General features: G+C 64.5%; 23 protein-coding genes. 10 read left to right on the plus strand and 13 right to left on the minus strand.

Annotated elements, in window-relative coordinates:
• The first annotated feature begins 2 nt into the window (after window positions 1–2).
• A complete protein-coding gene (locus tag NLN62_RS46725; RefSeq protein WP_027521068.1) occupies window positions 3–1,115 on the plus strand; it encodes an ABC transporter permease in 1,113 nt (370 codons plus the stop codon).
• A 12-nt stretch (window positions 1,116–1,127) separates the two neighbouring features.
• Here NLN62_RS46725 and NLN62_RS46730 read toward each other — a convergent pair whose 3' ends face one another.
• The 10 genes from NLN62_RS46730 to NLN62_RS46775 form a co-directional block, all read right to left on the minus strand.
• Entirely contained in the window at window positions 1,128–1,895 is a 768-nt protein-coding gene (locus tag NLN62_RS46730) for an SDR family NAD(P)-dependent oxidoreductase (RefSeq protein WP_254113166.1), read from the minus strand.
• Window positions 1,892–3,007 carry an ABC transporter ATP-binding protein gene (locus NLN62_RS46735; RefSeq protein WP_027521070.1) on the minus strand — a complete coding sequence of 372 codons (1,116 nt, stop codon included), beginning with the start codon at window positions 3,005–3,007 and terminating at the stop codon, window positions 1,892–1,894. Before NLN62_RS46735 ends, NLN62_RS46730 begins: the two co-directional genes overlap by 4 nt.
• Before the next feature lie 10 nt (window positions 3,008–3,017).
• Complete coding sequence (locus NLN62_RS46740; protein ID WP_027521071.1) at window positions 3,018–3,875, minus strand: carbohydrate ABC transporter permease; 858 nt, start codon at window positions 3,873–3,875, stop codon at window positions 3,018–3,020.
• Window positions 3,868–4,716, minus strand: a complete 849-nt coding sequence (locus NLN62_RS46745; protein WP_371260473.1) for a carbohydrate ABC transporter permease — start codon at window positions 4,714–4,716, stop codon at window positions 3,868–3,870. The genes NLN62_RS46740 and NLN62_RS46745 overlap by 8 nt, the downstream gene beginning before the upstream one ends.
• 77 nt (window positions 4,717–4,793) lie before the next feature.
• The gene (locus tag NLN62_RS46750) at window positions 4,794–6,083 is read right to left on the minus strand and encodes an ABC transporter substrate-binding protein (RefSeq protein ID WP_027521073.1); all 1,290 of its coding nucleotides are present in this window, start codon (window positions 6,081–6,083) and stop codon (window positions 4,794–4,796) included.
• A 59-nt stretch (window positions 6,084–6,142) separates the two neighbouring features.
• A complete protein-coding gene (locus NLN62_RS46755; protein WP_027521074.1) occupies window positions 6,143–7,315 on the minus strand; it encodes an ROK family transcriptional regulator in 1,173 nt (390 codons plus the stop codon).
• Between the two features lie 147 nt (window positions 7,316–7,462).
• A complete protein-coding gene (locus NLN62_RS46760; protein WP_027521075.1) occupies window positions 7,463–8,593 on the minus strand; it encodes an iron-containing alcohol dehydrogenase in 1,131 nt (376 codons plus the stop codon).
• A 16-nt stretch (window positions 8,594–8,609) separates the two neighbouring features.
• Entirely contained in the window at window positions 8,610–9,641 is a 1,032-nt protein-coding gene (gene pdxA, locus NLN62_RS46765) for a 4-hydroxythreonine-4-phosphate dehydrogenase PdxA (protein WP_027521076.1), read from the minus strand.
• On the minus strand, window positions 9,638–10,768 hold the full coding sequence (locus NLN62_RS46770) for a four-carbon acid sugar kinase family protein (RefSeq protein ID WP_027521077.1): 1,131 nt from the start codon (window positions 10,766–10,768) through the stop codon (window positions 9,638–9,640). Before NLN62_RS46770 ends, pdxA begins: the two co-directional genes overlap by 4 nt.
• Window positions 10,765–11,667, minus strand: a complete 903-nt coding sequence (locus NLN62_RS46775; RefSeq protein ID WP_027521078.1) for a dihydrodipicolinate synthase family protein — start codon at window positions 11,665–11,667, stop codon at window positions 10,765–10,767. Before NLN62_RS46775 ends, NLN62_RS46770 begins: the two co-directional genes overlap by 4 nt.
• Before the next feature lie 228 nt (window positions 11,668–11,895).
• Here NLN62_RS46775 and NLN62_RS46780 point away from each other — a divergent pair, with 228 nt between their 5' ends.
• The 7 genes from NLN62_RS46780 to NLN62_RS46810 all read left to right on the plus strand — a co-directional run bounded on the left by NLN62_RS46780 (window position 11,896) and on the right by NLN62_RS46810 (window position 18,939).
• On the plus strand, window positions 11,896–12,693 hold the full coding sequence (locus NLN62_RS46780) for an IclR family transcriptional regulator (RefSeq protein ID WP_035661089.1): 798 nt from the start codon (window positions 11,896–11,898) through the stop codon (window positions 12,691–12,693).
• Between the two features lie 222 nt (window positions 12,694–12,915).
• The gene (locus NLN62_RS46785) at window positions 12,916–13,791 is read left to right on the plus strand and encodes a hypothetical protein (RefSeq protein WP_254113167.1); all 876 of its coding nucleotides are present in this window, start codon (window positions 12,916–12,918) and stop codon (window positions 13,789–13,791) included.
• Window positions 13,788–14,351: a hypothetical protein gene (locus NLN62_RS46790; RefSeq protein WP_254113168.1), complete on the plus strand. Its 564-nt coding sequence runs from the start codon at window positions 13,788–13,790 to the stop codon at window positions 14,349–14,351. The genes NLN62_RS46785 and NLN62_RS46790 overlap by 4 nt, the downstream gene beginning before the upstream one ends.
• Window positions 14,348–15,538, plus strand: coding sequence for an exo-alpha-sialidase (locus NLN62_RS46795; RefSeq protein WP_027521080.1), 1,191 nt, complete (start codon window positions 14,348–14,350; stop codon window positions 15,536–15,538). The genes NLN62_RS46790 and NLN62_RS46795 overlap by 4 nt, the downstream gene beginning before the upstream one ends.
• Before the next feature lie 27 nt (window positions 15,539–15,565).
• Entirely contained in the window at window positions 15,566–16,222 is a 657-nt protein-coding gene (locus tag NLN62_RS46800; RefSeq protein ID WP_254113169.1) for an SDR family NAD(P)-dependent oxidoreductase, read from the plus strand.
• An 81-nt stretch (window positions 16,223–16,303) separates the two neighbouring features.
• A complete protein-coding gene (locus tag NLN62_RS46805) occupies window positions 16,304–18,256 on the plus strand; it encodes an alpha/beta hydrolase domain-containing protein (protein WP_254113170.1) in 1,953 nt (650 codons plus the stop codon).
• 296 nt (window positions 18,257–18,552) lie between these two features.
• The gene (locus NLN62_RS46810) at window positions 18,553–18,939 is read left to right on the plus strand and encodes a response regulator transcription factor (protein ID WP_035661096.1); all 387 of its coding nucleotides are present in this window, start codon (window positions 18,553–18,555) and stop codon (window positions 18,937–18,939) included.
• Between the two features lie 3 nt (window positions 18,940–18,942).
• On the opposite strand, the gene NLN62_RS46815 is transcribed toward NLN62_RS46810, so the two are convergent.
• Both NLN62_RS46815 and NLN62_RS46820 read right to left on the minus strand, forming a co-directional pair.
• A complete protein-coding gene (locus NLN62_RS46815) occupies window positions 18,943–19,605 on the minus strand; it encodes a response regulator transcription factor (protein WP_035661099.1) in 663 nt (220 codons plus the stop codon).
• A 409-nt stretch (window positions 19,606–20,014) separates the two neighbouring features.
• Window positions 20,015–20,899: a LysR family transcriptional regulator gene (locus NLN62_RS46820; protein ID WP_254113171.1), complete on the minus strand. Its 885-nt coding sequence runs from the start codon at window positions 20,897–20,899 to the stop codon at window positions 20,015–20,017.
• 132 nt (window positions 20,900–21,031) lie between these two features.
• On the opposite strand from NLN62_RS46820, the gene NLN62_RS46825 reads away from it, so the two are divergent.
• The gene (locus tag NLN62_RS46825; RefSeq protein ID WP_254113172.1) at window positions 21,032–21,970 is read left to right on the plus strand and encodes a ring-cleaving dioxygenase; all 939 of its coding nucleotides are present in this window, start codon (window positions 21,032–21,034) and stop codon (window positions 21,968–21,970) included.
• On the plus strand, window positions 21,970–22,623 hold the full coding sequence (locus NLN62_RS46830) for an alpha/beta hydrolase (RefSeq protein WP_156944071.1): 654 nt from the start codon (window positions 21,970–21,972) through the stop codon (window positions 22,621–22,623). The genes NLN62_RS46825 and NLN62_RS46830 overlap by 1 nt, the downstream gene beginning before the upstream one ends.
• 6 nt (window positions 22,624–22,629) lie before the next feature.
• On the opposite strand, the gene NLN62_RS46835 is transcribed toward NLN62_RS46830, so the two are convergent.
• Complete coding sequence (locus NLN62_RS46835) at window positions 22,630–24,078, minus strand: PepSY domain-containing protein (RefSeq protein WP_254113173.1); 1,449 nt, start codon at window positions 24,076–24,078, stop codon at window positions 22,630–22,632.
• Window positions 24,079–24,082 lie beyond the last annotated feature (4 nt).

Raw genomic sequence — 24,082 nt, forward strand, 5'->3', positions numbered from 1 at the left:
TCATGCGCGCAGGCAACATCATCCAGCTTGGCGTCAAGGAATTGCGCGGCCTGTTGCGCGATCCGATGATGCTGGGGCTGATCGTTTATGCCTTCACGGTCTCGATCTATACGTCTTCCAGGGCGCAGCCCGAGACGCTGAACCAGGCGGCGCTGGCCATCGTCGACGAGGACAGGTCGCCGGCCGCCACGCGCATCATCACTGCGTTCAGCCCGCCCTATTTCACGGTCCCGCGGCTGATCCCGCAGTCGGAGATGATGTCCCGCATGGACGCCGGGCTCGACACCTTTGCGCTCAACATCCCTCCCAACTTCCAGCGTGACCTGCTGGCGCAGAGATCGCCCGCCATCCAGCTCAACGTGGATGCGACGCGCATGTCCCAGGCTTTCACGGGCAGCGGCTACATCCAGTCCATCGTCAGCGACGAGGTCAGCGAGTTCCTGTCCCGCTACCGTTCGGCCGCGCCGCTGCCGATCGATCTGGCGCTGCGCGCGCGCTTCAATCCGGAGCTCAACAAAGGCTGGTTCGGCGCCATCAACAACGTCATCTCCTCGGTCACGATGCTCTCGATCATCCTGACCGGCGCGGCGCTGATCCGTGAGCGCGAGCATGGCACCATCGAGCATCTCCTGGTCATGCCGGTGACGCCGTTCGAAGTGATGGCGAGCAAGATTTGGTCGATGGGGCTCGTCGTTCTCGTCGCCGCCAGCGTCGCGCTGATCTTCATTGTACAGGGATTGCTCGCGGTCCGGATCGGGGGCTCGGTCCCGCTGTTCCTGTTCGGGATGGCGCTCTACCTCTTCGCCACCACCAGCATGGGCATCTTCCTCGCCACATCAGCCGGCACCATGCCGCAATTCGGTCTGCTCCTGATGCTGGTGCTGATGCCGCTCCAGATGCTGTCGGGCGCGACAACGCCAAGAGAGAGCATGCCGCAAATTATCCAGGACATCATGCTCGCCGCGCCGAACACCCATTTCGTCATCCTCGCGCAAGCCGTCCTGTTCCGTGGCGCGGGGCTGACCGTCGTGTGGCCGCAATTCGCGGCCTTGCTGGCGATCGGCGGGATCCTGTTCTTCGTGTCGCTTCGCCGCTTCCGGCAATTCCTGCGCTGAATGCGCGCCTGCCTAGCCGAGGCCCCCGTCGACCAGGAAGCACTGACGCGTGACGCGTTTGCTGTCGTCGGACGCTAGAAACAGTGCCATCCGCGCGACGTCGTCCGGCGTCACGGCGTCGGGAATGGCCTGCCGCGTGCGGAGCTCGGCGATCGCCTGCTCGTTCGGATACCAGAGCCGCCGCTGACGCTCCGTGATCACCATGCCGGGCGCAATCGCATTGACGCGGATACGGTCGGGGCCGACCAGACGCGCGAGCGAGTTGGTGAAGCCGACGATCGCCGCTTTGGCCGCGGCGTAAACCGGCAGCGCCGGCCCGCCGCGCATCCAGGCCACCGACGACATGTTGATGATGGAACCGCCACCTCGTGACTGCATCTGCGGCACAACCGCTTGCGCGGCGAAGAAGACGTGCTTGAAGTTGACGCCGATCGTCCAGTCGAATTCTGCCGGCGTCACCTCTGACAGCACCTGGCGCTGGTCGTTGGCGGCGTTGTTGACCAGCACCGCGGCATCGCCAAGCGTACCATGGACCCGTGCGATCGCCTCGCGCAGGACCTCGATGTCGAGCAAGTCGCACGGCACGAACAGCGGCGCTGCGCCGCCAGCGCCCGTCACCTCCCGCACCAAGGCTTCGCCGGCATCGGTGTCGATGTCGAGAAAGGCGACGCGGGCCTTTTGGGCCGCGAACGCGCGTACGAAGGCCGCGCCGATGCCGCTGGCGCCTCCGGTGATCAACACCACCTGGCCCGCAAGGCCCAGATAACTCGTCTCGGTCATGCGATCAGTCGCTCCGTCTCGGGGTCGAACAGGCAGATGCGGCGCGTGTCGAGCGCGAACGCGGCGACCTCGCCAGGCACCGGCCGGATGTCCGGCGCGATCCGCGCCAAAGCGGACTCGCCGCCGAGCCGCAACAGCACGATGGTCTCCGCACCGGTGGGCTCGACCATCTCGACCGGCGCGTTGACGACGACGGGCGCGCCGGCGCCGTTGGAGAAACCGCGACTTCCCTCGGCGATGCATTCCGGCCTGATCCCGACCACGATGTCCCGGCCGACGAAGGAGGCAGCCGCGTCATACCCTTGCAGGCGCAGGCGGGCCTCGTCCGGCCGCCCCGCGCCGATCACGACCACCGGCCCGCCATTGTCCGCTTCGAGCCGCGCCTTCATGGTGTTCATCGGCGGCGAGCCCATGAAGCGCGCGACGAACAGGTTGGCCGGATAGCGGTACACGGTGTCGGGATCAGCGAACTGCTGCACCTCGCCCTGGTGCATGACGGCAATCCGCGTCGCCATCGTCATCGCCTCGATCTGGTCATGGGTGACGTAGACGATGGTGGCGCCGATGCGCTGATGCAGCCGCTTGATCTCCATCCGCATCTCGACACGCAGCTTGGCATCGAGATTGGACAGCGGCTCGTCGAACAGGAACAGCAGGGGATCGCGCACCAGCGCGCGGCCCATCGCCACGCGCTGCCGCTGGCCGCCGGACAGCTGCGACGGCTTGCGGCCGAGCAGCGGCTCGATCTGCAAGAGGCGAGCGACATTCGAAAGCGCCTTCTCCTGCTCCGCCTTCGGCACATGACGGCATTCCATGCCGAACGTGATGTTCTGCCGCACCGTCATCGACGGATAGAGCGCGTAGGACTGGAACACCATGGCGATGTCGCGGTCCTTGGGCGGGACGTCATTGACGACGCGTCCGCCGATCTCGATCGTTCCGTCGCTGGCGCGATCGAGCCCGGCGACGATGTTGAGCAGCGTGGACTTGCCGCAACCCGACGGCCCGACCAGCACGGTAAACTCGCCGCTCTCGATGTCGAGGTCGATGCCCTTCAGCACCTCCAGATTGGCGTAGCGCTTCGACAGGGCGCGAATGCTTAGTGCTGCCATGACAATCCCATCATTTCACGGCCCCTGCGGTAAGGCCGCGCACGAAGTACCTGCCGCCAAAGAGATAGATCAACAAGGTAGGCAGCGCCGCGATGATCACCGCAGCGCTCTGCACGCCGTGCTTCGGGATATCTGCGATCGCTGCAGATAGCGCGATGAGAGCGGCCGTGACGGGCTGCTGTTGGCCGGTCGTGAATGTTACGCCATAGAGGAACTCGTTCCAGATGTGCGTGAACTGCCAGATGACGGTAACGATCAGGATGGGAGACGAGAGCGGCAGAATGATGCGCCAGAAGATGCGAAAGAACCCGGCGCCGTCGATCCGCGCGGCCCTGATCAGTTCATGGGGAATGGCGACATAGTAGTTTCGGCAGAACAAGGTCGTAAAGGAGAGCCCCTGGATCGTGTGAATCAGCACGAGACCGGTCAGCGTGTTGATGAGACCGATGTCCCGCAGCACGATGGTCCAGGGAAGCAGGCGCATCTGCTGGGGAAGGAAGAGGCCAAGGGTCACGATACCGTAGATCCAGCTATCGCCGCGAAAGCGCCAGAGCGACACGGCGTACCCGGCAATCGCACCGAGCAAGGTCGAGAAGATTGTGGCGGGAATCGTGACGAGCGCGGAGTTCAGCATATACGGCCGGATGCCAGCGCAGGTCTCGGCGACGCAGAAGCCGCTCCAGGCAGCGGCGTAGTTGCTCCAGGCCCAGTGTTTCGGCCAGCCGATCATCGAGGCCTGGGCGATCTCCTCATTGGTCCGCAGCGAGTTCAACACGACAACAACCAATGGCGCGAGCCAGGCTGCAGCCATCAACGAAACCACGAAATAGATCAAAATCCGGCTTGGCGCGAGGGCTCGGTCACGCATGGATCGCCCGCCGCCGCTGGAGATAACGCCACGCTGCATACGGCAGCAGCACCGCAAGAAGAATAAGCAACATGAGCACCGCCGCCGCCGCACCCCGGCCGAGCTGGCTGCGCTGGAACATGAGATCATAGACGACAAGAGCGGGCAGCTGGGTCGCGATCCCGGGCCCGCCATTCGTGAGCGCGCGGACGAGGTCGAAGGCCGAAATCGCGAACTGCAGCTGGACGACGACGACGGTGATGGTGATCGGCCACAACGTCGGCAAAATGACGCGCCAGTAGGTTCGGATCGGTCCAGCGCCGTCAATCTGCGCGGCCTTGATGATGTCGGCATCGACGGACCGAAGGCCAGCAAGGAAGAGCGCCATGGCAAAGCCCGAAGATTGCCAGATCGCAGCGATGACAATCGTCCAGATTGCCATGTCGCGGTCGACCAGCCAGTCGAACCGGAAGGAGGTCCAGCCGAGGTCATGAACGAGCTTCTCGATCCCGATGCCAGGATTGAGCAGCCAGCTCCAGACCGTGCCAGTGACGACGAACGACACCGCCAAGGGATAGAGGAAGATGGATCGGAGCACGTTCTCGGCACGAATGCGCTGATCGAGCAGGATCGCAAGCATGAGGCCGGTCACCAGGCTCAGCAGCACGAAAGCGCTGCCAAACAGCAGCAGATTGTCGAAGGCGATCTGCCAGTTTCGTGACGCCAAGACCGCCGTGTAGTTGCGCAAGCCTACCCAGCCCGAGACCGGAACCAGAGTGGATGGCGTGAACGAAATCCAGATCGTCCAGATCGAAAACGAAATGAGGTGCGCTGCAGACAAGAGCAGCGGCACCCAAATCATCAGGTATTCGGGCAGCCGGCGCACCACGCCAGAGATCGCCGGCCGGCCCTGCTGCGTTGCTGTCGCGACGACGTCGGTCAACGCGCCCCCTCGACGGCATCGGCGAGGCGGGTGACCGCCTGCTCCGGCGTAATCGTCTTGTTCTTCACGTACTCTGTGATCACGTCGATCATCGCGGCGGTCAGGCCGTTTTCCTGCGCCATGTTGTGCGCGAGGCTCAGGACGGCCTGATTGTTGGCGACAGCGTCTTTCAGAGCTGCGGCGGTCCGCCGTTGACCGTCCGACCAGCCCTCACCGGACAGATCGACATCGGTGCGCACGGGGATCGATCCCGTGATCTGCGAATACATGGTCTGGATTGCCGGATCCATGACGAGCTGGGCCATCAATGTCTGACCGGCCTGCAGATCGGCCTCTTTGCGTTGCCAGAATATGAAGGCATCGGCATTCAACAGGAAAACCGGCTTGGTATTATCGCTGGGGCCCGGCGCGATGACGTAGTCATCGAACTTGAAGCCGGCATTGCGCAACACGCCCTGGGCCCACCCGCCCATGATCAACATGCCCATCTCGCCATCGACGAAACGCTTCAAGTTGGTGGCATAGGGTTGGGCGCCGACGTTGGGGTCCGACCAGTCGGCGATCTTGCGGACCTGTGCGAACGCCGCCTTGATCTCGGGGCCCTCCAGGGCCTTCTTGTCGAGATTCATGATGGCTGCGCGGTACACTGTCGGGCTGATGCCGGCCAGAGAGGCCTCGAATTTCTGCCCATCGTCCGGGCGGGTGCCGCCGTTGGCGATGGGATACGTGATTCCGCTCGCCTTCATCTTCTCTGCGAGATCGTTGAAGTCAGCCCAGGTGACGGGGATCTTGTCGGCCTTGGCTTTGTCCATTGCGCGTTTGGAGAGAAACAGCATGTTGGTGCTGTAGATCTGCAACGGCAGCGAAATCCACTTGCCACCCGGCTTATGCAATCGCGCAAGGTCTGGAGCGACAACCTTTTCGTAGCCGGCGGCAGCGACAAGGGCGTCGAGATTGACGGTCGGGGCAATCTTCGACCAGGCCGCAATCTCGGGGCCCTTGAGTTGCGAACAGGCTGGCGGATCGCCGGCTATGATCTGAGCACGCAGCTTGTTCATCATCTCGGTGGTGAATCCCGGGACGGGCGAGTGCTGCCAAATCCCACCCTTCTCCTCGAATTTCTTGCCGAGCGCCGTGATAGCCGCGCCATCGCTGCCTGCGGACCATTGCGAGATGACGGTCAGTCGCGGCTTGACCGCGCTTTGCGCGCGAGCGATCGCCGGCAGTGCCAGCGCGGCAGCGGATCCAGCGAGCAGACGACGCCTTGTTATTGTTGTGATCGGCATAGCAAGTTCCTCCCGGGTGTGAGCTTTTTGGCACGGCGAGCCACAGGCCTTAGGGCATTTCAGGCAGCCTCCGTCGTCGCGGCCGGCATGCCACCGCGACACGCCAGACAACAGGCCGCAAAGGCGAGCGCGGCATTCGGATCGTTACCGTTCGAAGGCGGCACGAAATCGAGCGACACCTCGGCGAGCCTGCGTCCGCCAAGCAGGCTGGCATCGATACCTTCAACTACGGCCTTTCGGTCATCCTCCGCGAGAAGGGACGGCCAGCCACTGATGACGACACCCGGACAGGGCTTCACGTTCAGCGTATTGCCGATCGCAAGGCCGAGCCGGAACAACCGGCGCCGCAACTCCTGGCGCAGACGGGACGGAACCGAGATTGCATTTACCCAATCGTCGCCGAGCTGGAGCAAATCCGTTTCGCCAACACCAAGAAGCTCGGCGAGCGCAGGAAGCGACGTATAGGCTTCGACGCAGCCATGATGGCCGCAGCGGCATCGCGGACCGCCCTCGCCGAACACCATGTGGCCCAGCTCAACCGGCCGTGAGGCATTGGCCTCGATCGCGTCGTCCACCCATGCGCCTGCGACACCCTGACCGACGAACACGAACAGATGGGCACCCATAAACGGATAATGTTCGGTGCGGCAGCGATGAAACATCGCATGTGCCACGACCGAGTTCGTGAACTCGACCGGCGCGTCCGCAAACATCTCGCTGAACATGTCGCGAACCATGGCGACGTCACAGGGAATGATCGGATTGTGCAGCTCACTCAACCGGCCGAGTCCGGGAACCGAAACTCCGATCTGCGCAAGATCGCCCCCTCGCCGCCGCGTCCAGTCCTGAAGCAGGTGCAGTGCGTCGCGAAAGACCCCGCCGACGGCGTCGACCGTCAGCGTCTTCGGCAATGGCAGCCGCTCGACGTAGCCAAGCTCGCCCGAAAGCGTGCCGACGCCGACGCTCAGCCGCTGAGTGGTCAGCTCGAAAGCCGCCAGCGCCACGGACCTGTCGAGCGACACCAGGCCGGTCGGACCACCGAAGTAAGGGGCAGGTCGCCTCACTTCCTCGATCAGGCCCTCCGCCTTCAGATCAATCAGGATGCGCGACAGGCTCGCCTCGGACAGGCGCACCGCCTTAGCCAGAGGAGGCCGAAACATGCCGCCCGACTTGAGCAGATGCCCAAGAATGGCCGCACGCGTCTGCCGCCGACTTCTCGGCTGCTCGGACATTTCCGTCCCTGTCGTCATTCTTACTTAGTGTAAGAATGTGCGCGCGGAGCGTTTCGACTGTCAAGGCGCCTGCTGACTAGACGTTGGACTTAGTGTTGTGCGAGGCAGCAAAATTTCATGCAACGGACTCGTCTTTCGACGGAACAGTCAGAACGCCGTCTGGTACATCTTCAGGATCGCATCGCGGCCGAGATCGCGCGGATTGTTGTCGAGAAGGCGGCGGATCGCGTGGGCCTCGTCGGCCATCGCGCCAAGATCATCTGCGGGCACGCCGAGCGCCGATAATTTCATCTCGATGCCGAGATCAGCGCAAAACTTGTAGGCCGCATCGAATGCAGCCGCGGGATTCCTGGTCGCGGGCGCGCCGAGCGCCTCCAGCACGGCCTCCGTCTTCGCTTCCACCGCCGGCATATTGAACGCCAGCGTATGCGGGAAGATCACAGCGCAGGCGAGGCCATGGGCGATATGATGGCGGGTGCCGAGTGGATAGGCCACCGCGTGACCGGCGGTGGTGTTCACCGGTCCGAGGCAGAAGCCGCCATAGAGCGATGCCAGTGACAGCGCGGCGCGCGCCTCGCGGTCCGCGCCGTCCTTGACCGCACGACCGAGATAGCGGCCGACGAGGCGGATGCCTTCGAGCGCGTAGAGATCGATGGTCGGATGCGCCTTGCGGCTGGTGAAGGCCTCCGCGCAATGCGCGAGCGCATCGACGCCGGTCGCAGCCGTCACCTGCGGCGGAACGCTCATCGTGAGATCGGGATCGACGACCGCGAGATCGGCCAGCATGAAGCGGCTCTGCACGGCGAGCTTGTTGCGGGTCGCGGGATCCGTGACCAGTGCGCGGATGCCGCCCTCGCTGCCGGTGCCCGAGGTGGTCGGCACCTGGACCAGCGCGACGCTGCGGCCCGCCACCTTGTCGGGACCGACGACATCTGCAAGCTTCTGCTCGCCGGTGCAGAGCACGGCGACGAGCTTGGCGAGATCCATCGCGCTGCCGCCCCCGAAGCCGACCACGAGATCCGGCCGCGCAGCGCGCGCCACGCCGAGCGCCTTCTCCAGATTGGGCACGTCAGGCTCCGGCTTGACCTCGCCGAACACGGTCACCTCGCCGGGCAGCGCGAGCAGGTCGACGCGCGCGGCATTAAAGGCATCGGCGACCACGAGCGGACGCCGCACGCCTTTCCCGCGTGCAAACCGCGCCACTGCGGCAATGGTGCCGGATCCGAACTCGATGACTTCGGGGCGGATGATTTCGATCGGTGCAGACAAACTGGTCATGGTTCCCTTTCCGGGCTCACCCGCGCGTCGCGCTGGCGGCAAGGCGTTCGGCATATTCGATCGCCTCGATCAGGCTGCGCTCATTGGCGATGCCCTTGCCCGCGATGTCGAAGGCGGTACCGTGGTCGACCGAGGTGCGGATGATCGGCAGTCCCAGCGTGATGTTGACGCCGGACAGCTCCTGCCAGCGGCCGGTGGCAGGATCGACCTCGAAGCCAAGCAGCTTGACCGGGATGTGTCCCTGGTCGTGATACATCGCGATCACCGCGTCGTACTGGCCGGCACGCAGTTTCACGAACACGGTATCGCCCGGCACCGGGCCGACGATATTGAGACCGTCGGCGACCGCCTTCGCGATCGTCGGCTCGGACACATCGATATCCTGGCGACCGAACAGTCCGCCCTCACCGGCGTGCGGATTGAGCGCGGCCACGGCGATCTTTGGCCTCGATAGGCCGAGGCCGCGCAGCGCCTTGTCGGTGAGATCGATAACATAGCGCAGGCGCTCCGGCGTCAGCCGCTTCGGCACGTCCTGGAGCGCGACGTGGGTGGAGACATGGCTGACGCGCATGTTGCCATGGGCGAGCATCATCACCGAGCCTTTGACGCCGGTGAGTTCGGCCAGCATCTCGGTATGGCCGGGATAGTGGTAGCCGGCCTTGTTGAGCGCTTCCTTGTTCAGCGGCGCGGTCACGATGCCGCCGATCCGGCCGGCCTGGGTCAGGCGCACACCCTGCTCCACCGCCTTGAAGGCAAAACGGCCGCCGTCGGCCGTCAGCACGCCGGGCTTCATCGGCTCGCCTTCGTCATCGGCCTGGAGAAAGCACAGGTTCGGCCAATCCTTGTCCGACGCGTGCACCTCGGGAATGTCGAGTTTCGCAGCCAGTTGCACAGCCGCATTCTTCAATGCTGCGCCGCTGCCGATGATCAGCAGCCGGAGATCACCGGTGTCGATCCGCGACCGCAGCTTCTCACAGGCCTTGATGATGATCTCCGGACCGATCCCGGCGGGATCGCCCATGGTGATGGCGAGATGCGGATGGGTCATGTGTCGTGTCTTTCGTTGATCAACTGACTGTCCTGCAACAGCGAGCGCCACAAGTTCGGCGCGCCGAAGGCGCCTGATTTCGAGATTACCTCGACCCCGTCCCAGCGGCCGCCGCGAATGATCGAGCGTGGCAGGCCCGGCATGATGCGCCCGGTCACTTCGAGCGCGTTTGCGCCCAGCGCAAGGCACAACGCCCGCAAGGTCTCCCCGCCCGCGACAATGAGCGTGCCCGGCGGCTCCAGTGCAGCGGTCAGCGACGTGAGTCCGCGCGCGATGCGGTGCGCCGCCTCACCACGGGACAGACCGGACGGGAGGTCGAACTTCACCAGCGCAACGTCTTCCGTACCGAGCTTGCGGCGAACCAATCCGGCGTTGTCTTCGCCAGTTTCCGTGAGCGCAACGACGGCCTCACCGCAAGCCGTAAGCTGTGCGGCCGTCGCAGACTGGTCTGATCCGAACAGCCCGAGGACCGGCTTGCGCAAGACCGACGGCGCGGACGCGTCGCTGCCGCGTGCGAGCGCGCCGGCAAGCCCACCGCTGCCGCACCACAGGACCGGCTGCGACGCGCGGCGTCCGATCGCGACGATACGATCGAGATCATCCTCGCTCTCCGCGTCGAAGACGCTGATGCCGGCAGGCAGATCGGTATCACACCGCCCAGTCTGCGCATCGAGGCCTTCCGCAGCGAGTTGCGCCAGCAGATTGTCGCCGACCCGCGACCAGCTTCCGTCATGGGCACGCGCGTATTGCTGGCCGCCGAAGGTGCGACGACCCTGATAGGCGAAAGCCGGAGCCACGATGCAGGACCTCCACGGCCCCGATCGCAGGCACGCCCCGAGCTCGGCTGCCCAGGCGCCGCGCAACATGCTGTCGACCTTCTTGTAGGCGATCGCTCCGTCGCGTAGCAGCGGCGCGAGGCGCTCGACGATCGCGACACTGTCGGCCTTGTCGCGCTCCCGCGTGCCGGTATCGACCGCGAGACACGCAGGAAGTTGCGAAGGCTGCGCCTCCGCCCAGGTCACTTGCGCCCATGTCACTTGAAGCGGTCCGCACACGCCGACGAACTCGGCGGCCGTGTCCAGCGCACCGGTCAGATCATCGGCGAGAAGGCGGAGCGACGGCCTCACACCTGCTCCTTGACGCGACTTGCGGCCAGGAGTGTGTCGGCATTCTCCTGCGACAACGGCAGCAGCGGCGGCCGCATCCGGCGCCAGTCGGCGTGGCCGGTCTCCTGCGCCAGCAGCGTCTTCAGCGAAGCGATCTGGGGGAACACGGAGACGCGCTCGCGCGCCTTGATGATGCGGCTCTGCGCCGCCTCCAGCGCGGCGTCATCGTCATTATAGTGACGGAATACGTAAGCGAGTTCACGCGCGACCAAGTTCGAGGTTGCGGTGATGCAGCCCGCGCCGCCCTTCTTCAGAAGCGGCAGCAGCAGCGGATCGGCGCCTGCGAGCACCGCAAAGCCCGGGAATTTCTCGATCATCGCCGTCATGTTGGCAAAGTCGCCCGAAGAATCCTTGATGCCGACGATGACGTCCGGATAGGCTGCGCGCAGCCGCGCGATCACCGCGTGCGGGATCGGCTGATGCGACATCTGGGGGATGTGATAGAGCAAGACCTTGAGTCTGGCATCAGCGACACGCTGAATGACCTCACTGTAGGATGCGAACAGTCCCTCGTCGGTGATGTCCTTGTAGTAGAACGGCGGCAGCATCACGACGGTGGTCACGCCGAGCGAGAGCGCGTGCCGTGTCAGCTCGACGGTTTCGGTCAGCGCCGGCACACCGGTCCCCGGCAGGAGCTTTGACGGCGCGATCCCTGCGCCGACGACGCTCTCGATCAGCGCCTTGCGTTCGCTCGCCGAAAACGAGTTGGCTTCTCCGGTCGTGCCCAGCAATGCGATGCCGTCACAGCCTTCGCTCAGGAGATGGCGACAATGCTTGATGAATACGCGATGATCCGGCGCAAGATCGGCATCCAGCGGCGTCAACGCCGCGCAAAATACGCCTTTGGGCTGAACGTCCACGACGAGAGCTCCTCCGTTGGCATCCGGCCGATCGATTGATCGGAGTCCGAACAATTGTTGTCAAACCTTGAGGAGGTGATTAGACTTCGCAGTCGCGGTCGTCAAGCGAGCAGCCCATGCCTTTCCATCCGGGACGGCTGTCCTCCTGCCGGACCGGCCCAAGTAGAGCGCGGATTTGCGAGGAGTTCCAACTCTTTCCGCAAGACGTCAGACGAGAGGAAACGAACATTGGCCAAAGCCGCATCGCCTGCCGACAATCCCAAGAACTTCGTGAACTCGGTGGCCAAGGCCTTCGCAGTGCTGAAGAGTTTTTCGGCCGAAGAGTTCGAATTGACGATCACGGAGATTGCCGAGCGCGCCGAGATGGACCGCGGCACGGCGTTCCGCCTGGTGCAGACACTGGTCAAGCTCGGCTACCTCCACGCCAACGAGGCGACGCGCCACTATCGTCTCAGCCTGAAGTGCCTCGATCTCGGCTACACGGCGCTCTCCGCCGGCAATCTGCGCGGCCAAGCCGAACCGCTGCTGCGCGAGCTCGTCCCGTCGCTGGGTGACGCCGCCTCGCTCGGCGTTCTCGACGGCAGCGACGTCGTCTATCTCGCGCGCGTCAGCGCCGGCCTCGACCGCCACAAGATCGACCGCAGGCCCGGTAGCCGGATCAAGGCCTACGCCGCAGCGCTCGGGCACGTCATGCTTGCGGGCCTGCCGAAGAACGAGCAGATCGCGCGGCTCGAGGCCACCGAGCGGATCAAATTGTCGGAGCGCACGCTGACGGATCTGAAGGCGCTGCTCACGCGGCTCGATCTGGTGCGCAAGCAGGGTTATGCCGTCTCGGACGGCGAAAACGCCTATGGCTTGCGCACGCTCGCCGCACCGGTGTTCGGCCCCGACAAATCCATCGTGGCGGGTATCAGCCTCACCGTCGACGCCAACCGCATCGATATCAAGACGTTCGAGAAATCGGCGCTGCCGGAAGTGCTGCGGGTCGCCAAGCTCTTGACCAACGCCGTCCAGATGAGCGGCTGATCCCTCTTTCAACCGGGAACCCACTGAACTCGCTACGGCAATGAACGCGCGGCGGGCGCGCCCCACCGCCGCGTCAACGCGTGCGCTTGACGGAAGGCGCCCGGGCAGGTCTAATAGGACTTAACAACATTTGTTCGCATTCCGATCAACGAGCAATCGGACAAAACCGGACGTAGCGGGCTTCACAACACCGCGTCCGTGTCACCAGAGGAAACACCATCGATGCAAGCCATCCTCAATGGAGAGAGCACGCTCATCGTCACGATGATCGCCGCCTACATCGCCTTCACGTCGTGGCTCACGATCAAGCTGCGCAGCAGGACGAGCGATCAGTTCATGACCGGTGCGCGCGCCATGCCCGCCGTCGTCGTCGGCGTGCTCATGATGTCCGAGTTCGTCGGCGCCAAGTCGACCGTCGGCACGGCCCAGGAAGCGTTTCAGTCCGGCATGGCCGCTGGATGGGCCGTGCTTGGCGCGTCGATCGGCTTCCTTCTGTTCGGGTTCTTGATGGTGAAGAACCTCTACAATTCCGGCGAATACACGATCTCGGCCGCGATCGCGCAGAAATACGGCAAGTCGACCATGCTCACCGTGTCGGTGATCATGATCTACGCGCTGCTGCTCGTGAACGTCGGCAACTATGTCAGTGGCGCGGCGGCCATCGCCACCTCGCTGCATATCAGCCTACCCGTTGCGATGTGCATCATCGCCGTGGTCTCTACTTTCTATTACGTGTTCGGCGGCCTGAAGGGCGTGGCCTGGGTCACGATCCTGCACAGCGCCATCAAGGTCGTCGGCATCCTCATCATCTTCGCGGTCGCCATGTCGTTAACCGGCGGGATCGCGCCGATCCAGGCGAAACTGCCGGCCTATTACTTCAGCTGGGACGGCAAGATCGGCTTCACGACCATCTTCGCCTGGACCTTCGGCACGGTTGGCGCGATCTTCTCGACGCAGTTCATCGTGCAGGCGATCTCCTCGACGCCGAGCGCCGACGACGCCCGCAAGGCGACCTTCTACGCGGCGGCGTTCTGTCTCCCGCTCGGCTTCCTGCTCGCCCTGATCGGCGTTGGGCGAAATTCCTCTATCCGGACATGAACAGCCTTTACGCGCTGCCGGTATTCCTGGAGAAGATGCCACCGCTGGCCTCCGCTTTCGTGACGACCTCGCTGGTCGCCTCGATCTTCGTCAGCGTCTGCACCGTCGCGCTCGCGATCGCCTCGCTCGTGGTACGTGACTTCTACGTCCCCTACTGGAAGCCGACGCCGGAGCGCGAACTGAAGATGACCCGCGTATTCTCGGTCGTGATCGGTATCGTGCCGCTGGTGTTCGTGTTCTTCGTTCCCGAGATCCTCAAGCTGTCGTTCTTCACGCGTGCGCTGCGGCTGTCGATCACCATCGTCGCCATGATGGGCTTCTATCTGCCGCTGTTTGCCAGCAACCGCGGCGCGACCGCCGGCCTGATCGGCGCCGCGGTCTCGACGACGGTCTGGTATCTGCTCGGTAATCCCTTCGGCATCGACAACATGTATATCGCAGCGGCGACGCCGCTGGTCGTGATGGCGATCGAGCGTCTCGTGCTCGGCCGCACGCCCATTGAACGCGACGCCCCGACAGCCGCGCAAGCCAATACTCTCGTGGAAAGGACTTCAGCATGATCGCGGACACCGAGATCGCGGCCGACGGTGTCGTGCGCCGGGCGGCCGGCGATCCCGACCGGTTCGATGCCTTCATTCCGTCGCCCTGCGTGCAGAACCACGCGGCCAATCTGATGCCCCTTGCGGGCGGCGACCTCGGCTGCGTCTGGTTCGGCGGCACGCAGGAAGGCATGTCGGACATCTCAGTCTACTTCTCCCGCCTTTCCCGCAGCGCGACGCAATGGTCGCCGGCCGAAAAGCTGTCTGACGATTCCAAGCGTTCCGAGCAGAACCCGGTGCTGTTCCCTGCCCCGGACGGCACGCTGTGGCTGATGTGGACAGCGCAGCTTGCGGGAAACCAGGACACGGCCTTCGTCCGCAGGCGCCTGTCACGCGACAACGGTCGCAGCTGGGGCCCGATCGAGACGCTGTTTCCGGAGCAGCGCGGCCGCGGCACTTTCATCCGCCAGCCGATCGTGGTGCTCGACAATGGCGACTGGCTGCTTCCCGTCTTTTATTGTCACAGCACGCCGGGACGGAAATGGAACGGCGACGAGGACACCAGCGCGGTGAAGATCTCCTCCGACGCAGGAAAGACCTGGCGTGACGTGGACGTCCCGGAAAGCCGTGGCTGCGTGCATATGTGCATCGAACGCCTTGACGACGGCTCGCTGCTCGCGCTGTTCCGCAGCCGCTGGGCCGACAACATCTATCAGAGCCGGTCCACCGATCACGGCCGCACATGGTCGACGCCGGTCGCAACCGTTCTTCCGAACAACAACTCCTCGATCCAGTTCACGCACCTTGCCGACGGACATCTCGCGCTCGTTTTCAATGACAGCAGCGCGAATGCTTCGACCGACCGCCGTCTGTCGCTCTACGACGAGATCGAGGACGAGCTGCCGCCCGTGATCGCCGGCGACGGCAAAACGGACGGACGTTCCGCGTTCTGGGGAGCGCCGAGAGCCCCGATGACGCTCGCCGTGTCGAGCGACGGCGGACGGAGCTGGACCAAGCGCGACGTCGAGACCGGTGATGGCTATTGCATGACCAACAATTCGCGCGACCAGACCAACCGCGAACTGTCATATCCCTCGGTCAAGCAGACCGCCGACGGCGCGCTTCACATGGCCTTCACCTTTCATCGGCGGGCGATCAAGCATGTTCGCGTGAGCGAGCCATGGGTCACGCGCGCGGCCAGGGACTAGGATGATGGGCGGGAGGCCTCACGCACCGTGACGGGCGCCAGCTCTGGCATTGGAGCTGCGATCGTCGAACGCCTGCTGCGCGACGGCTGGCGCGTCACCGGGATCAGCCGCCGCCCCGCCCCCTTCGACCATCCGGCGTTCGATCACCTGTCGCTTGATCTCGGCGACGTCGATGCCATTGCGCCTGCCGTCGCAGGCATCGCACCGACGGCGCTCGTTCATGCCGCGGGCGCTCTCAGGGTCGGCCAGCTCGGCGCGCTCAACCATGACGACGGCGCCGCGATGTGGCGGCTGCATGTCGATGTCGCAGAGCGTCTCGCCAATGCGCTGGCGTCGCGCGTGCCCGAGGGCGGGCGTATCGTCTTCATCGGCAGCCGGACCGCATCGGGCGCATCCGGCCGGGGACAATATGCTGCGACGAAAGCGGCGCTGGTGGCGCTCGCACGTTCATGGGCAGCGGAGCTCGCGCCACGCGGCATCACGGTGAACGTCGTCGCGCCCGCCGCAACCGAAACGCCGATGCTCCAAGATCCGACGCGCGTCAATGTGACGCCCAAGTTGCCGCCGATCGGCCGCTTCATCCGTCCCGAGGAAGTCGCGGCCAGCGTGGCGTTCCTGCTCTCGGCGGAAGCCGGGGCAATCACCGGGCAGCAACTCGTCATCTGCGGCGGCAGCTCGCTCTGAACGCGACGCTCGTGCGCAACTTGCCAGATCACGCCCGCGGCGCTCTACTCATCATGTCCTGACTCTGGGAGGAGACACGACATGGTACGTTATCCTGCTCTGTTGAGCGGGCTGATTGCCCTTGCCCTCACCACCTCCGCCAATGCTGAGGTCACGCGCTTCAACATCCTCGAACGCGCCGCCTCCGTCCTGCAAGGCCGCAGCTTCGGCGCCGCCGGTCAGGTCGAGAAGATCGCCGCGCGTGCCACCATCGCACTCGATCCGGCCAATCCCCACAACTCCGTCATCACCGACCTCGACCGCGCGCCGCGCAATGCCGACGGCAAGGTCGAAGCCATCAGCGACGTCGTCATCCTGCGTCCCGCGCATCCGAACGGCATCCTGCTGTTCGAAATACCAAACCGTGGGCGCAGGCTGATATCGGCGTGGTTCGACAACAGCTCGATCCAGGGGAGCATCCGTCTCGAGCAAGCGGATGACATGGGCCGCGGCTTCCTGCTGTCGCAGGGCTACACGCTGGTCTGGGCCGGCTGGCAGGCGGATTCGCCCACAGGCGCTGGCTTGCTGGGGATCCAGGTGCCGGTCGTTACCGGTATCACCGGACCCGTTCGCGAAGAGTGGAGTTTCGGCGACACGACGAACCCGCATCGCGCAACGCTGAGCTATCCGGTCGCGGACCGGGCCAGCGCGCAATTGTCGGTGCATGCCCGCGCCGACGATCCGCGACAAACTCCACCGGAGCTCAAGTTCAGCTTCGTCGACGACACGACGATCGAGATCACGCGCCCGCCCGGCTTGATCCCGGATGCGCTGTACGAGCTGACTTATACGGCGCTCGACTCGAAGGTGACTGGCATGGGCCTCGCCGCGATCCGCGACGTCACCGCCTTCCTGCGGCGCGAGCGCGGTCCGACCAATCCGCTCGCGGCCGACGGCCAGAGCGGCATCTCGCGGGCGATCGGGCTCGGCATCTCGCAGTCCGGCCGCGTGCTTCGCGACGTGCTTTATTTTGGGATGAACGAGGACGAAGCCGGACGACTGGTATTTGATGCGATGATGCCGATCATCCCCGGCGCCCGGCGCAGCTTCACCAATGACCGTTTTGCCGAGCCAGGCCGAAATCCCGGACCCGAGTTCGACCGGCTCTATCCCGTGCTGCGTTTCCCCTTCACCTATGCCGTCACGGAGGATGCATTCACTGGCCGGCGTGACGGGCTGTTGCTCCGCTGCGGCCTGACCAACACCTGTCCGCGCATCATGCAGGTCGACTCCGAGTTCGAGTTCTGGGGATCCGAAGCGAGCTTGCTCGTCACCGACACGCGCGGGCGCAATCTGGAGCCGCCGCCGGAGGTGCGGCTCTACATGGTCGCAGGCAGCCCGCACGGCAATGTCGCGAGCGCCGTCGTGACCCATAGACCGACCTGCACCCTGCCGCTAAATCCCGTCTATGGCGGTCCCGCCTTCCGCGCGCTGCTGACCGACTTGCGCGCTTGGATCATCGAGGACTTGCCGCCGCCCGCAAACCGCTACCCGACACTCGCGCAGAATACGCTTGTAGCGGCCGGCGATGTTTTTCCGGTGCCGATCCCCGGCCTCGGCTATCGCGCCCAATATGCGCGCGCGGAGGCGATCGAACAGGCAACTCCGTTGCCGAAGGTGCGCGGGGAATACCCGCTCTATCTGCCGCGCGCCGGCGCTGATGGCAACGCGCTGGCGGGCATCCGGTTGCCGTTGCTTGCTGCGGCTCGCGCGACCTACACGGGATGGAATGCGATCGCCGGGGCAGACGGCGCGCAGACTCTGTGTTCCCAGATGGGCGGTACGCTGGCGTTCGCCGGCACGCGCGCAGAGCGTCTTGCCGCCGGCGATCCCCGCCCCTCGATCGAGGAGCTCTATCCCACGCCGGATGCCTATGTAGCCGCAGTCAAGGCGGCAAGCATGCGAATGGTCGATGACCGCCTGCTCCTCCCAGAGGATGCGGCCGATGCCATCGCGGCGGCGCAAGCCGGCACGCTGGCCCGGCTCGCGCCTTAAAGCACGATGAGAATGGGATGAATCAACATCGCGCTTTAGGTTATTGTTTGAGCATGATCTCCCGCGCAAACGCGTTCCGCGTTTGTCGCGAGGGAAAACCGCTTCGCGCTTTGGGCTAACGTGGCCCTTCGGGTCGGGATCATGCTCTAGCGATTCCGAGCGAAGTGCCGGCACGGCGACGGCAACCAGGTATACATCTGTATAGTCGCCGCGACTGACGGTTGGACCTAAGCTCTCGTCAACGGTCGGGATCATCGTTGTCGTCCCGCCGATGCCCGCTTTCGGGATGACGGATCGTGCAAGTACCCCATGCAGGACGGCTCGTTGCGATCGTAGACGACGACAACTCGGTTCGTACCGCAGTTGGCGGGCTGCTGCGCTCCATTGGCGTTTCTGCGGAGGTGTTTGCATCTGCGGAGGAGTTCCTGCGCTTCGCGAAGATGGATCAGGTTGGTTGCTTGGTCGTCGACGCCAATATGCCGAACATGAGCGGACTTGATCTGCACCAGACACTGATCGGCCGGGGAAATTCGATCCCCACGATCATCATAACCGCCTATCCGAGCGACCATGTCCGGGCGCGCGCCCAGCAGAATGGCGTGCATTGCCTGCTCACCAAGCCGTTCAACGAGGACGATCTGCTCAGCGCCATTGGCAACGCCCTGGCTCGAGCAGGCCGGTGACCGTCAAGCCACCTTGCCGCTGTCGTTCGATTTTCCCAGCGCAAGAAGAACCCGGTCGGCCATGCGCGATAATTCGGGCAGCGACTTCGCATGCATCTTTCGCATCACCTGGCCGCGATGAACCTTGACGGTGATCTCGCTGAGGCCAAGCTCCGCCGCGATCTGCTTGTTCAGCCGGCCGCTCACGACCAGCGCCATGACTTCGCGCTCCCGCGGCGTCAAGGTTTCGAAGCGCGCCTTCAGCTCGGCGGCGATCTTCTCCTGCTCGAGCCATGTCCGGTCGCGGGCGTGGCCAAGCTGGATCGCGTCGAGCAGGTCCTGTTCGCGAAATGGCTTTGTCAGGAATTCGATTGCGCCGCCCTTCATCGCCTGAACGGACATCGGGATATCGGCATGGCCGGTGATGAAGATGATCGGCAACTGCCGCTTGCCGGTGCCGAGTTCGCGCTGCAACTCGAGTCCGCTCTGCCCCGGGAGACGGACATCGAGCACCAGGCAGGTCGGCCCTTCCGGCCGCCCCGCATCCAGAAACTCGCTGACCGAGCCCATCAGGCTGACCCGAAATCCTGCCGACCGCAGCAAATTCCCAAGCGATTGCCTTATGCTCGGATCGTCGTCGATCACGACCACTGTCGCGGGTTGGTCCTTGTCCTTGGGCTCCGCCACAAGCGCACCTTGACACGTGCTTCGACCGAGGAGTGTAGCGGGCACCCCAAGACGAGGGAAGCGCTCGATCAGCCCGCGTGGCTATCCATGCCCCGACCTTCCGGTGAACAGACTGAAACCACTCAGCACGCTCGGCTATGCCATCGTATAGCTAGCGAAGTGAAACGAATTCAGTAAGTTAGTGGCATGAGGAACGAAACCATATCACTCGTTTTCCCGGCGCTCGGCGTTACGATGCTGATAGTCGCGATCGTCCTGCTCGCCGGCGTTTAGCCCGCCTCAACGGGCGCGCGTTCTGACGGACGCCAAGCGCGGGCAACGTCAGCACTCACTGAGCAAACGTTAGCGCACGGCCGCGGCTCTGCACGAGCCTTCACCTGGTGCGTTGCACCGAAACCCGTCCGGCGTATCAGCCCTCAAACCGTTCCACCAGAAAATCGATGAACAGACGCACCTTGAGTGCGAGATGGCGTGTCGGCGGATAGAGCGCGTAGAGCGCCAGTGGCGGCGCATGATAGTCATCGAGACAGGTCCGCAGACGCCCCGTCTGCAATGCGTCCTCGCCGATGAAGACCGGAAGCAAGGCGATCCCCCGCCCGGCCACGGCCGCATCGCGCAACACTTCGGCATTGTTGACGCATAGCGTCCAGGACGGCTGGATCCAGTGATCGCCATCCTTGCCTGACAGCTTCCACTGGTTGCCGGTGGAGAGGAATCCGTAAGTGAGGCAGTTGTGATCACGCAAATCGTTGGGATGCGCTGGCACGCCGTGCCTCTGGAAGTAATCGGGTGAGGCACAGATCACACGGGCGATCGGCACGATCTTGCGCGCGATCAGGCTCGACGACTCCAGGTCGGCAATGCGCAGGGTGACATCGAGGCCGTCCTGGAGCGGATCGACATTCTCATCGCTCAGCACGAGCTGGATGCGAAGCTCCGGATAGCGCTGCATGAACTCGGCGATGGCCGGCCCGAGCCGAAGCGTACCGAACGACATCGGCGCATTGACCCGCAATAGTCCACGCGGTGCCGCCTGCGACTGGGTGACGGCCTGGTCCGCTGCCTCGAGCTCGCCGATGATACCGAGTACGCGCTCGAAATAGGCCTGGCCGTTTTCGGTTGGACTGACGCGGCGCGTGGTGCGGTTCAACAGCTGCACGCCGAGCTCGTCCTCGAGCTCGCCGACATATTTGCTCACCGCGGACCGCGACAGGCGCAGCGCCCGGCCCGCTTCGGAAAAGCTGCCGAGTTCGACCACCTTCGCGAATGCCCGCAGGCTCGCCAGCTTGTCCATTCAGGCCACCGTCCAATTGTCTCCGATTCATAGACAGTGATGCCATGAAAGGCCAGATTGTCTTTGAAACAGGGCAGAACAATATTTCCGGCATGACGAGCCAACAGGGCTCACACGCAATGGAGACAAGCTATGGCCGGCCTTCACCACGTCACCGCGATTTCCGGTAACCCGCTGCGGAACCTGAAGTTCTATCGAGATCTTCTGGGCCTGCGGCTGGTCAAGAAGACCGTGAATTTCGACGATCCCGGCACCTATCACTTCTATTATGGCGACGAGAGCGGCACGCCCGGCACCATCCTCACCTTCTTCCCATGGGAGCATGCGGCACCGGGCCGGGGCGGCGTCGGCCAAGCCCAGCAGACCGCCTTCCGCGTGCCGGCGCGCTCGATCGGCTACTGGACCCATCGCTTCATCGAGAAGGGTGTCGCGCACGAGGCACTGGAGAAGCGCTTTGGCGAGAGCGTGCTGTCCTTCACCGACCCTGACGGCATGAGCCTCGCTTTGGTCGGCGTGCCCGGCGCCGAGAACGAGCGCGCGTGGAGCAATAGCGACATTCCGGCCGAGCACGCGATCCGTGGCTTTCACGGCGTGACGCTGCTGCTCGATGATGCCGCCAAGACCGGCGCCATCCTGACCAATGTGCTCGGCTTCGAGGCCGCCGGCCGCGAAGGTTCGATCAGCCGCTATCGTTCGCCGAACGCAGTCGGCGGCGTCGTCGACATCTACGAGGCCAAGGGCTTTCTGCCCGGCCGCATGGGTCGCGGCTCCGTGCACCACATCGCGTTCCGCGCCGCCGACGATGCGGCGCAATCGGAGATGGCGCGCAAGCTCGTGACGGAGCACGGCATGCACCCGACCGAGCAGAAGGATCGCAACTACTTCCGCTCGATCTACTTCCGCGAGCCCGGCGGCATCCTGTTCGAGATCGCGACCGACATTCCCGGCTTTGCCGTGGACGAGCCGCTCGCAACACTGGGCGAGGCCCTGAAGCTGCCGCCCTTCCTGGAGGCGCATCGCAAGGACATCGAAGGCGTGCTGCCTTCGCTCGACGAGACGCAGGTGGCGTGATGAGCAAGCCCTCTTTCATCCACCGCTTCGAGAAGGGCACGCGGCGCGATCTCGCGCCGCTGCTGCTCCTGCACGGCACCGGCGGCGACGAGAACGATTTGATCCCGCTTGGCCGCATGGTCGCCCCCGACCGCGCGCTGCTGTCGGTGCGTGGCCAGGTGCTGGAAGGCGGCGCACCGCGCTTCTTCAGGCGCCTCGCCGAGGGCGTGTTCGACGAGGCCGACGTGGTGCGCCGTGCGCATGAGCTCGCCGACTTCGTCGACGCCGCGCGCAATGAATACGGCATCGCGGCGCCGGTGGCTCTCGGCTATTCCAACGGCGCCAATATCGCGGCCGCCATGCTGCTGCTTCGGCCGCAAGCCTTGGGTGGCGCCGTGCTGCTGCGCGCGATGGCGCCCCTGGCAAAGCCGCCGCAGGTCGATCTTGCGGGAAAATCGATCCTGCTGCTCTCCGGCCGGCAGGATCCGATCGTTCCGCCAGGCAACGTCGAGGGCCTTGCCGAGACTCTCGCCGCATCGGGCGCGCGAGTGGAGGGCCGCGTCTTGCCAGTCGGCCATCAACTCTCCCAGCTCGACGTCAATCTGGCACGCGAGTGGCTGGCGGAGGAAGGATTGTCCGACGGCTCACGCCGCAACGAAGCCGCGAACGCGTGATGTCTGTCACGGCCGCAACATCCCGGTGCCGATTGTGTAACGCAATCGGCGCCAGCCGATGACAATGCCGGTGAGCGAGAACAACAAACCCAGCGCACACAGGCCGACGATCAAGGCGCTGCGCATGTAGGGATGCTCCGTCAGGATCGGAACATCCAGCGTATGGAGCGCGCTGTACAGCCAGCGATAGGCCCGTCGCGACCAATCCAGTCGCTGCAGCATCATCCCGTTCGAACCGTCGATGTCGAACCAGACGTCGCCGCATCGCGTGCGATAGACGGGACCACCCGGCACCGCAGATGATGCCGGGTAGTCATCGTTCCCATGGACGAGCAATGGAAGGCCGCACCCGGTTGCAAGACGCTCCGTCAGTCCGGTGATCTCGCGTGGGGTCAGAAATGCCGGCGAGTCATCCGATGCTGCGCCACCTGCACTGAACAGGATCTGCCTGTCGAGACCGACGCGATCGCGCCGATAAAACCTCCCGTTGAAGGCGAACCATTCGACCTCGCCCGCGGACGGCGAGATCAACGGCCAGTTCGCCACTGCCAACGTGCGCCAGTCGGGCACGGCAGCGGCGACGTCCGCCTCGGCCTGCGTCAACTGCCCGCGCGAGAACAGGCGCCCATGGTCCATGGACAGCCAGCCGCTGAAGATCCAGGTCAGAACGAAGACCGTCACCAACAATCCGATGACGTGATGCAACGCATGCCAGCCGCGAAAGGGTGAGCGCATTCGCCCCTTCCAAACCCTGATCCGCGCGATGCCCAGCGCAGCGCCAAGCACGGTCGCGATCAATGCGATCAGCGAGAGGCTCCAGACCGCCCCGTCCCAGAGCGACCAGTTGCGTCTCAGCACGGTCGGATAGATCCAGTGCACGACGCTGCCGACGAGATTCCACCCGCGCTCGCGCCGCGTCGTATCCAGGACGATCTCGCCCGTGACCGACGACACGTAGAGCTCGCTCCCATCAGCATCGCCGAGCGCCACGCGGAACAGCGGCCGATGCCGATCGAAGCCGTTTGGCACGCTCCATTGATCGTGCTCGGCAAGCGCGACGACTGACGCGCGGGCAACATCAAGCCCGCGCCGTCGCGCATGATCCGACGCGATGGCAAGTGCAACGTCCGGCGACATCACGGTGGCGTCGGTGCCGTCCGTTGTGCGGACGGCCCGCGACCGCGAAGGTCCCACGACGACGTAGACAGGACCGTCGCCCCGCCCGATCAGCCGCACGTGCGCGGCGTCGGACAGTCCGCTCGCCGCGACGGCGTCCGACGGCCCGATCGACGTAGCCACGTTTTGCAACGGTGCGAGACCCTCGAAGCGTTCCGCTTCACTCAGCGCGGGAAACGGAACGAAATGCATCACGATCCCGCTTGCGAACCACATCGCAAACAGGAGGCAGAACGCAATCCCGAGCCAGCGGTGCAGCAGGATCATCGCGCCCAGCATGCTA

This window comes from Bradyrhizobium sp. CCGUVB23, from assembly GCF_024199885.1.
In the GTDB taxonomy this organism is placed as follows: Bacteria; Pseudomonadota; Alphaproteobacteria; order Rhizobiales; family Xanthobacteraceae; genus Bradyrhizobium.

Coding starts and splice junctions, on each gene's coding strand:
- NLN62_RS46825 (WP_254113172.1), top strand. CDS start 21,032: ATGGCCGGCCTTCACCACGTCACCGCGATTTCCGGTAACCCGCTGCGG.
- NLN62_RS46730 (WP_254113166.1), bottom strand. CDS start 1,895: ATGACCGAGACGAGTTATCTGGGCCTTGCGGGCCAGGTGGTGTTGATC.
- NLN62_RS46750 (WP_027521073.1), bottom strand. CDS start 6,083: ATGCCGATCACAACAATAACAAGGCGTCGTCTGCTCGCTGGATCCGCT.
- NLN62_RS46795 (WP_027521080.1), top strand. CDS start 14,348: ATGATCGCGGACACCGAGATCGCGGCCGACGGTGTCGTGCGCCGGGCG.
- NLN62_RS46760 (WP_027521075.1), bottom strand. CDS start 8,593: ATGACCAGTTTGTCTGCACCGATCGAAATCATCCGCCCCGAAGTCATC.
- NLN62_RS46740 (WP_027521071.1), bottom strand. CDS start 3,875: ATGCGTGACCGAGCCCTCGCGCCAAGCCGGATTTTGATCTATTTCGTG.
- NLN62_RS46785 (WP_254113167.1), top strand. CDS start 12,916: ATGCAAGCCATCCTCAATGGAGAGAGCACGCTCATCGTCACGATGATC.
- NLN62_RS46805 (WP_254113170.1), top strand. CDS start 16,304: ATGGTACGTTATCCTGCTCTGTTGAGCGGGCTGATTGCCCTTGCCCTC.
- NLN62_RS46735 (WP_027521070.1), bottom strand. CDS start 3,007: ATGGCAGCACTAAGCATTCGCGCCCTGTCGAAGCGCTACGCCAATCTG.
- NLN62_RS46820 (WP_254113171.1), bottom strand. CDS start 20,899: ATGGACAAGCTGGCGAGCCTGCGGGCATTCGCGAAGGTGGTCGAACTC.
- NLN62_RS46755 (WP_027521074.1), bottom strand. CDS start 7,315: ATGTCCGAGCAGCCGAGAAGTCGGCGGCAGACGCGTGCGGCCATTCTT.
- pdxA (WP_027521076.1), bottom strand. CDS start 9,641: ATGACCCATCCGCATCTCGCCATCACCATGGGCGATCCCGCCGGGATC.
- NLN62_RS46725 (WP_027521068.1), top strand. CDS start 3: ATGCGCGCAGGCAACATCATCCAGCTTGGCGTCAAGGAATTGCGCGGC.
- NLN62_RS46790 (WP_254113168.1), top strand. CDS start 13,788: ATGAACAGCCTTTACGCGCTGCCGGTATTCCTGGAGAAGATGCCACCG.
- NLN62_RS46745 (WP_371260473.1), bottom strand. CDS start 4,716: ATGATTTGGGTGCCGCTGCTCTTGTCTGCAGCGCACCTCATTTCGTTT.
- NLN62_RS46830 (WP_156944071.1), top strand. CDS start 21,970: ATGAGCAAGCCCTCTTTCATCCACCGCTTCGAGAAGGGCACGCGGCGC.
- NLN62_RS46835 (WP_254113173.1), bottom strand. CDS start 24,078: ATGCTGGGCGCGATGATCCTGCTGCACCGCTGGCTCGGGATTGCGTTC.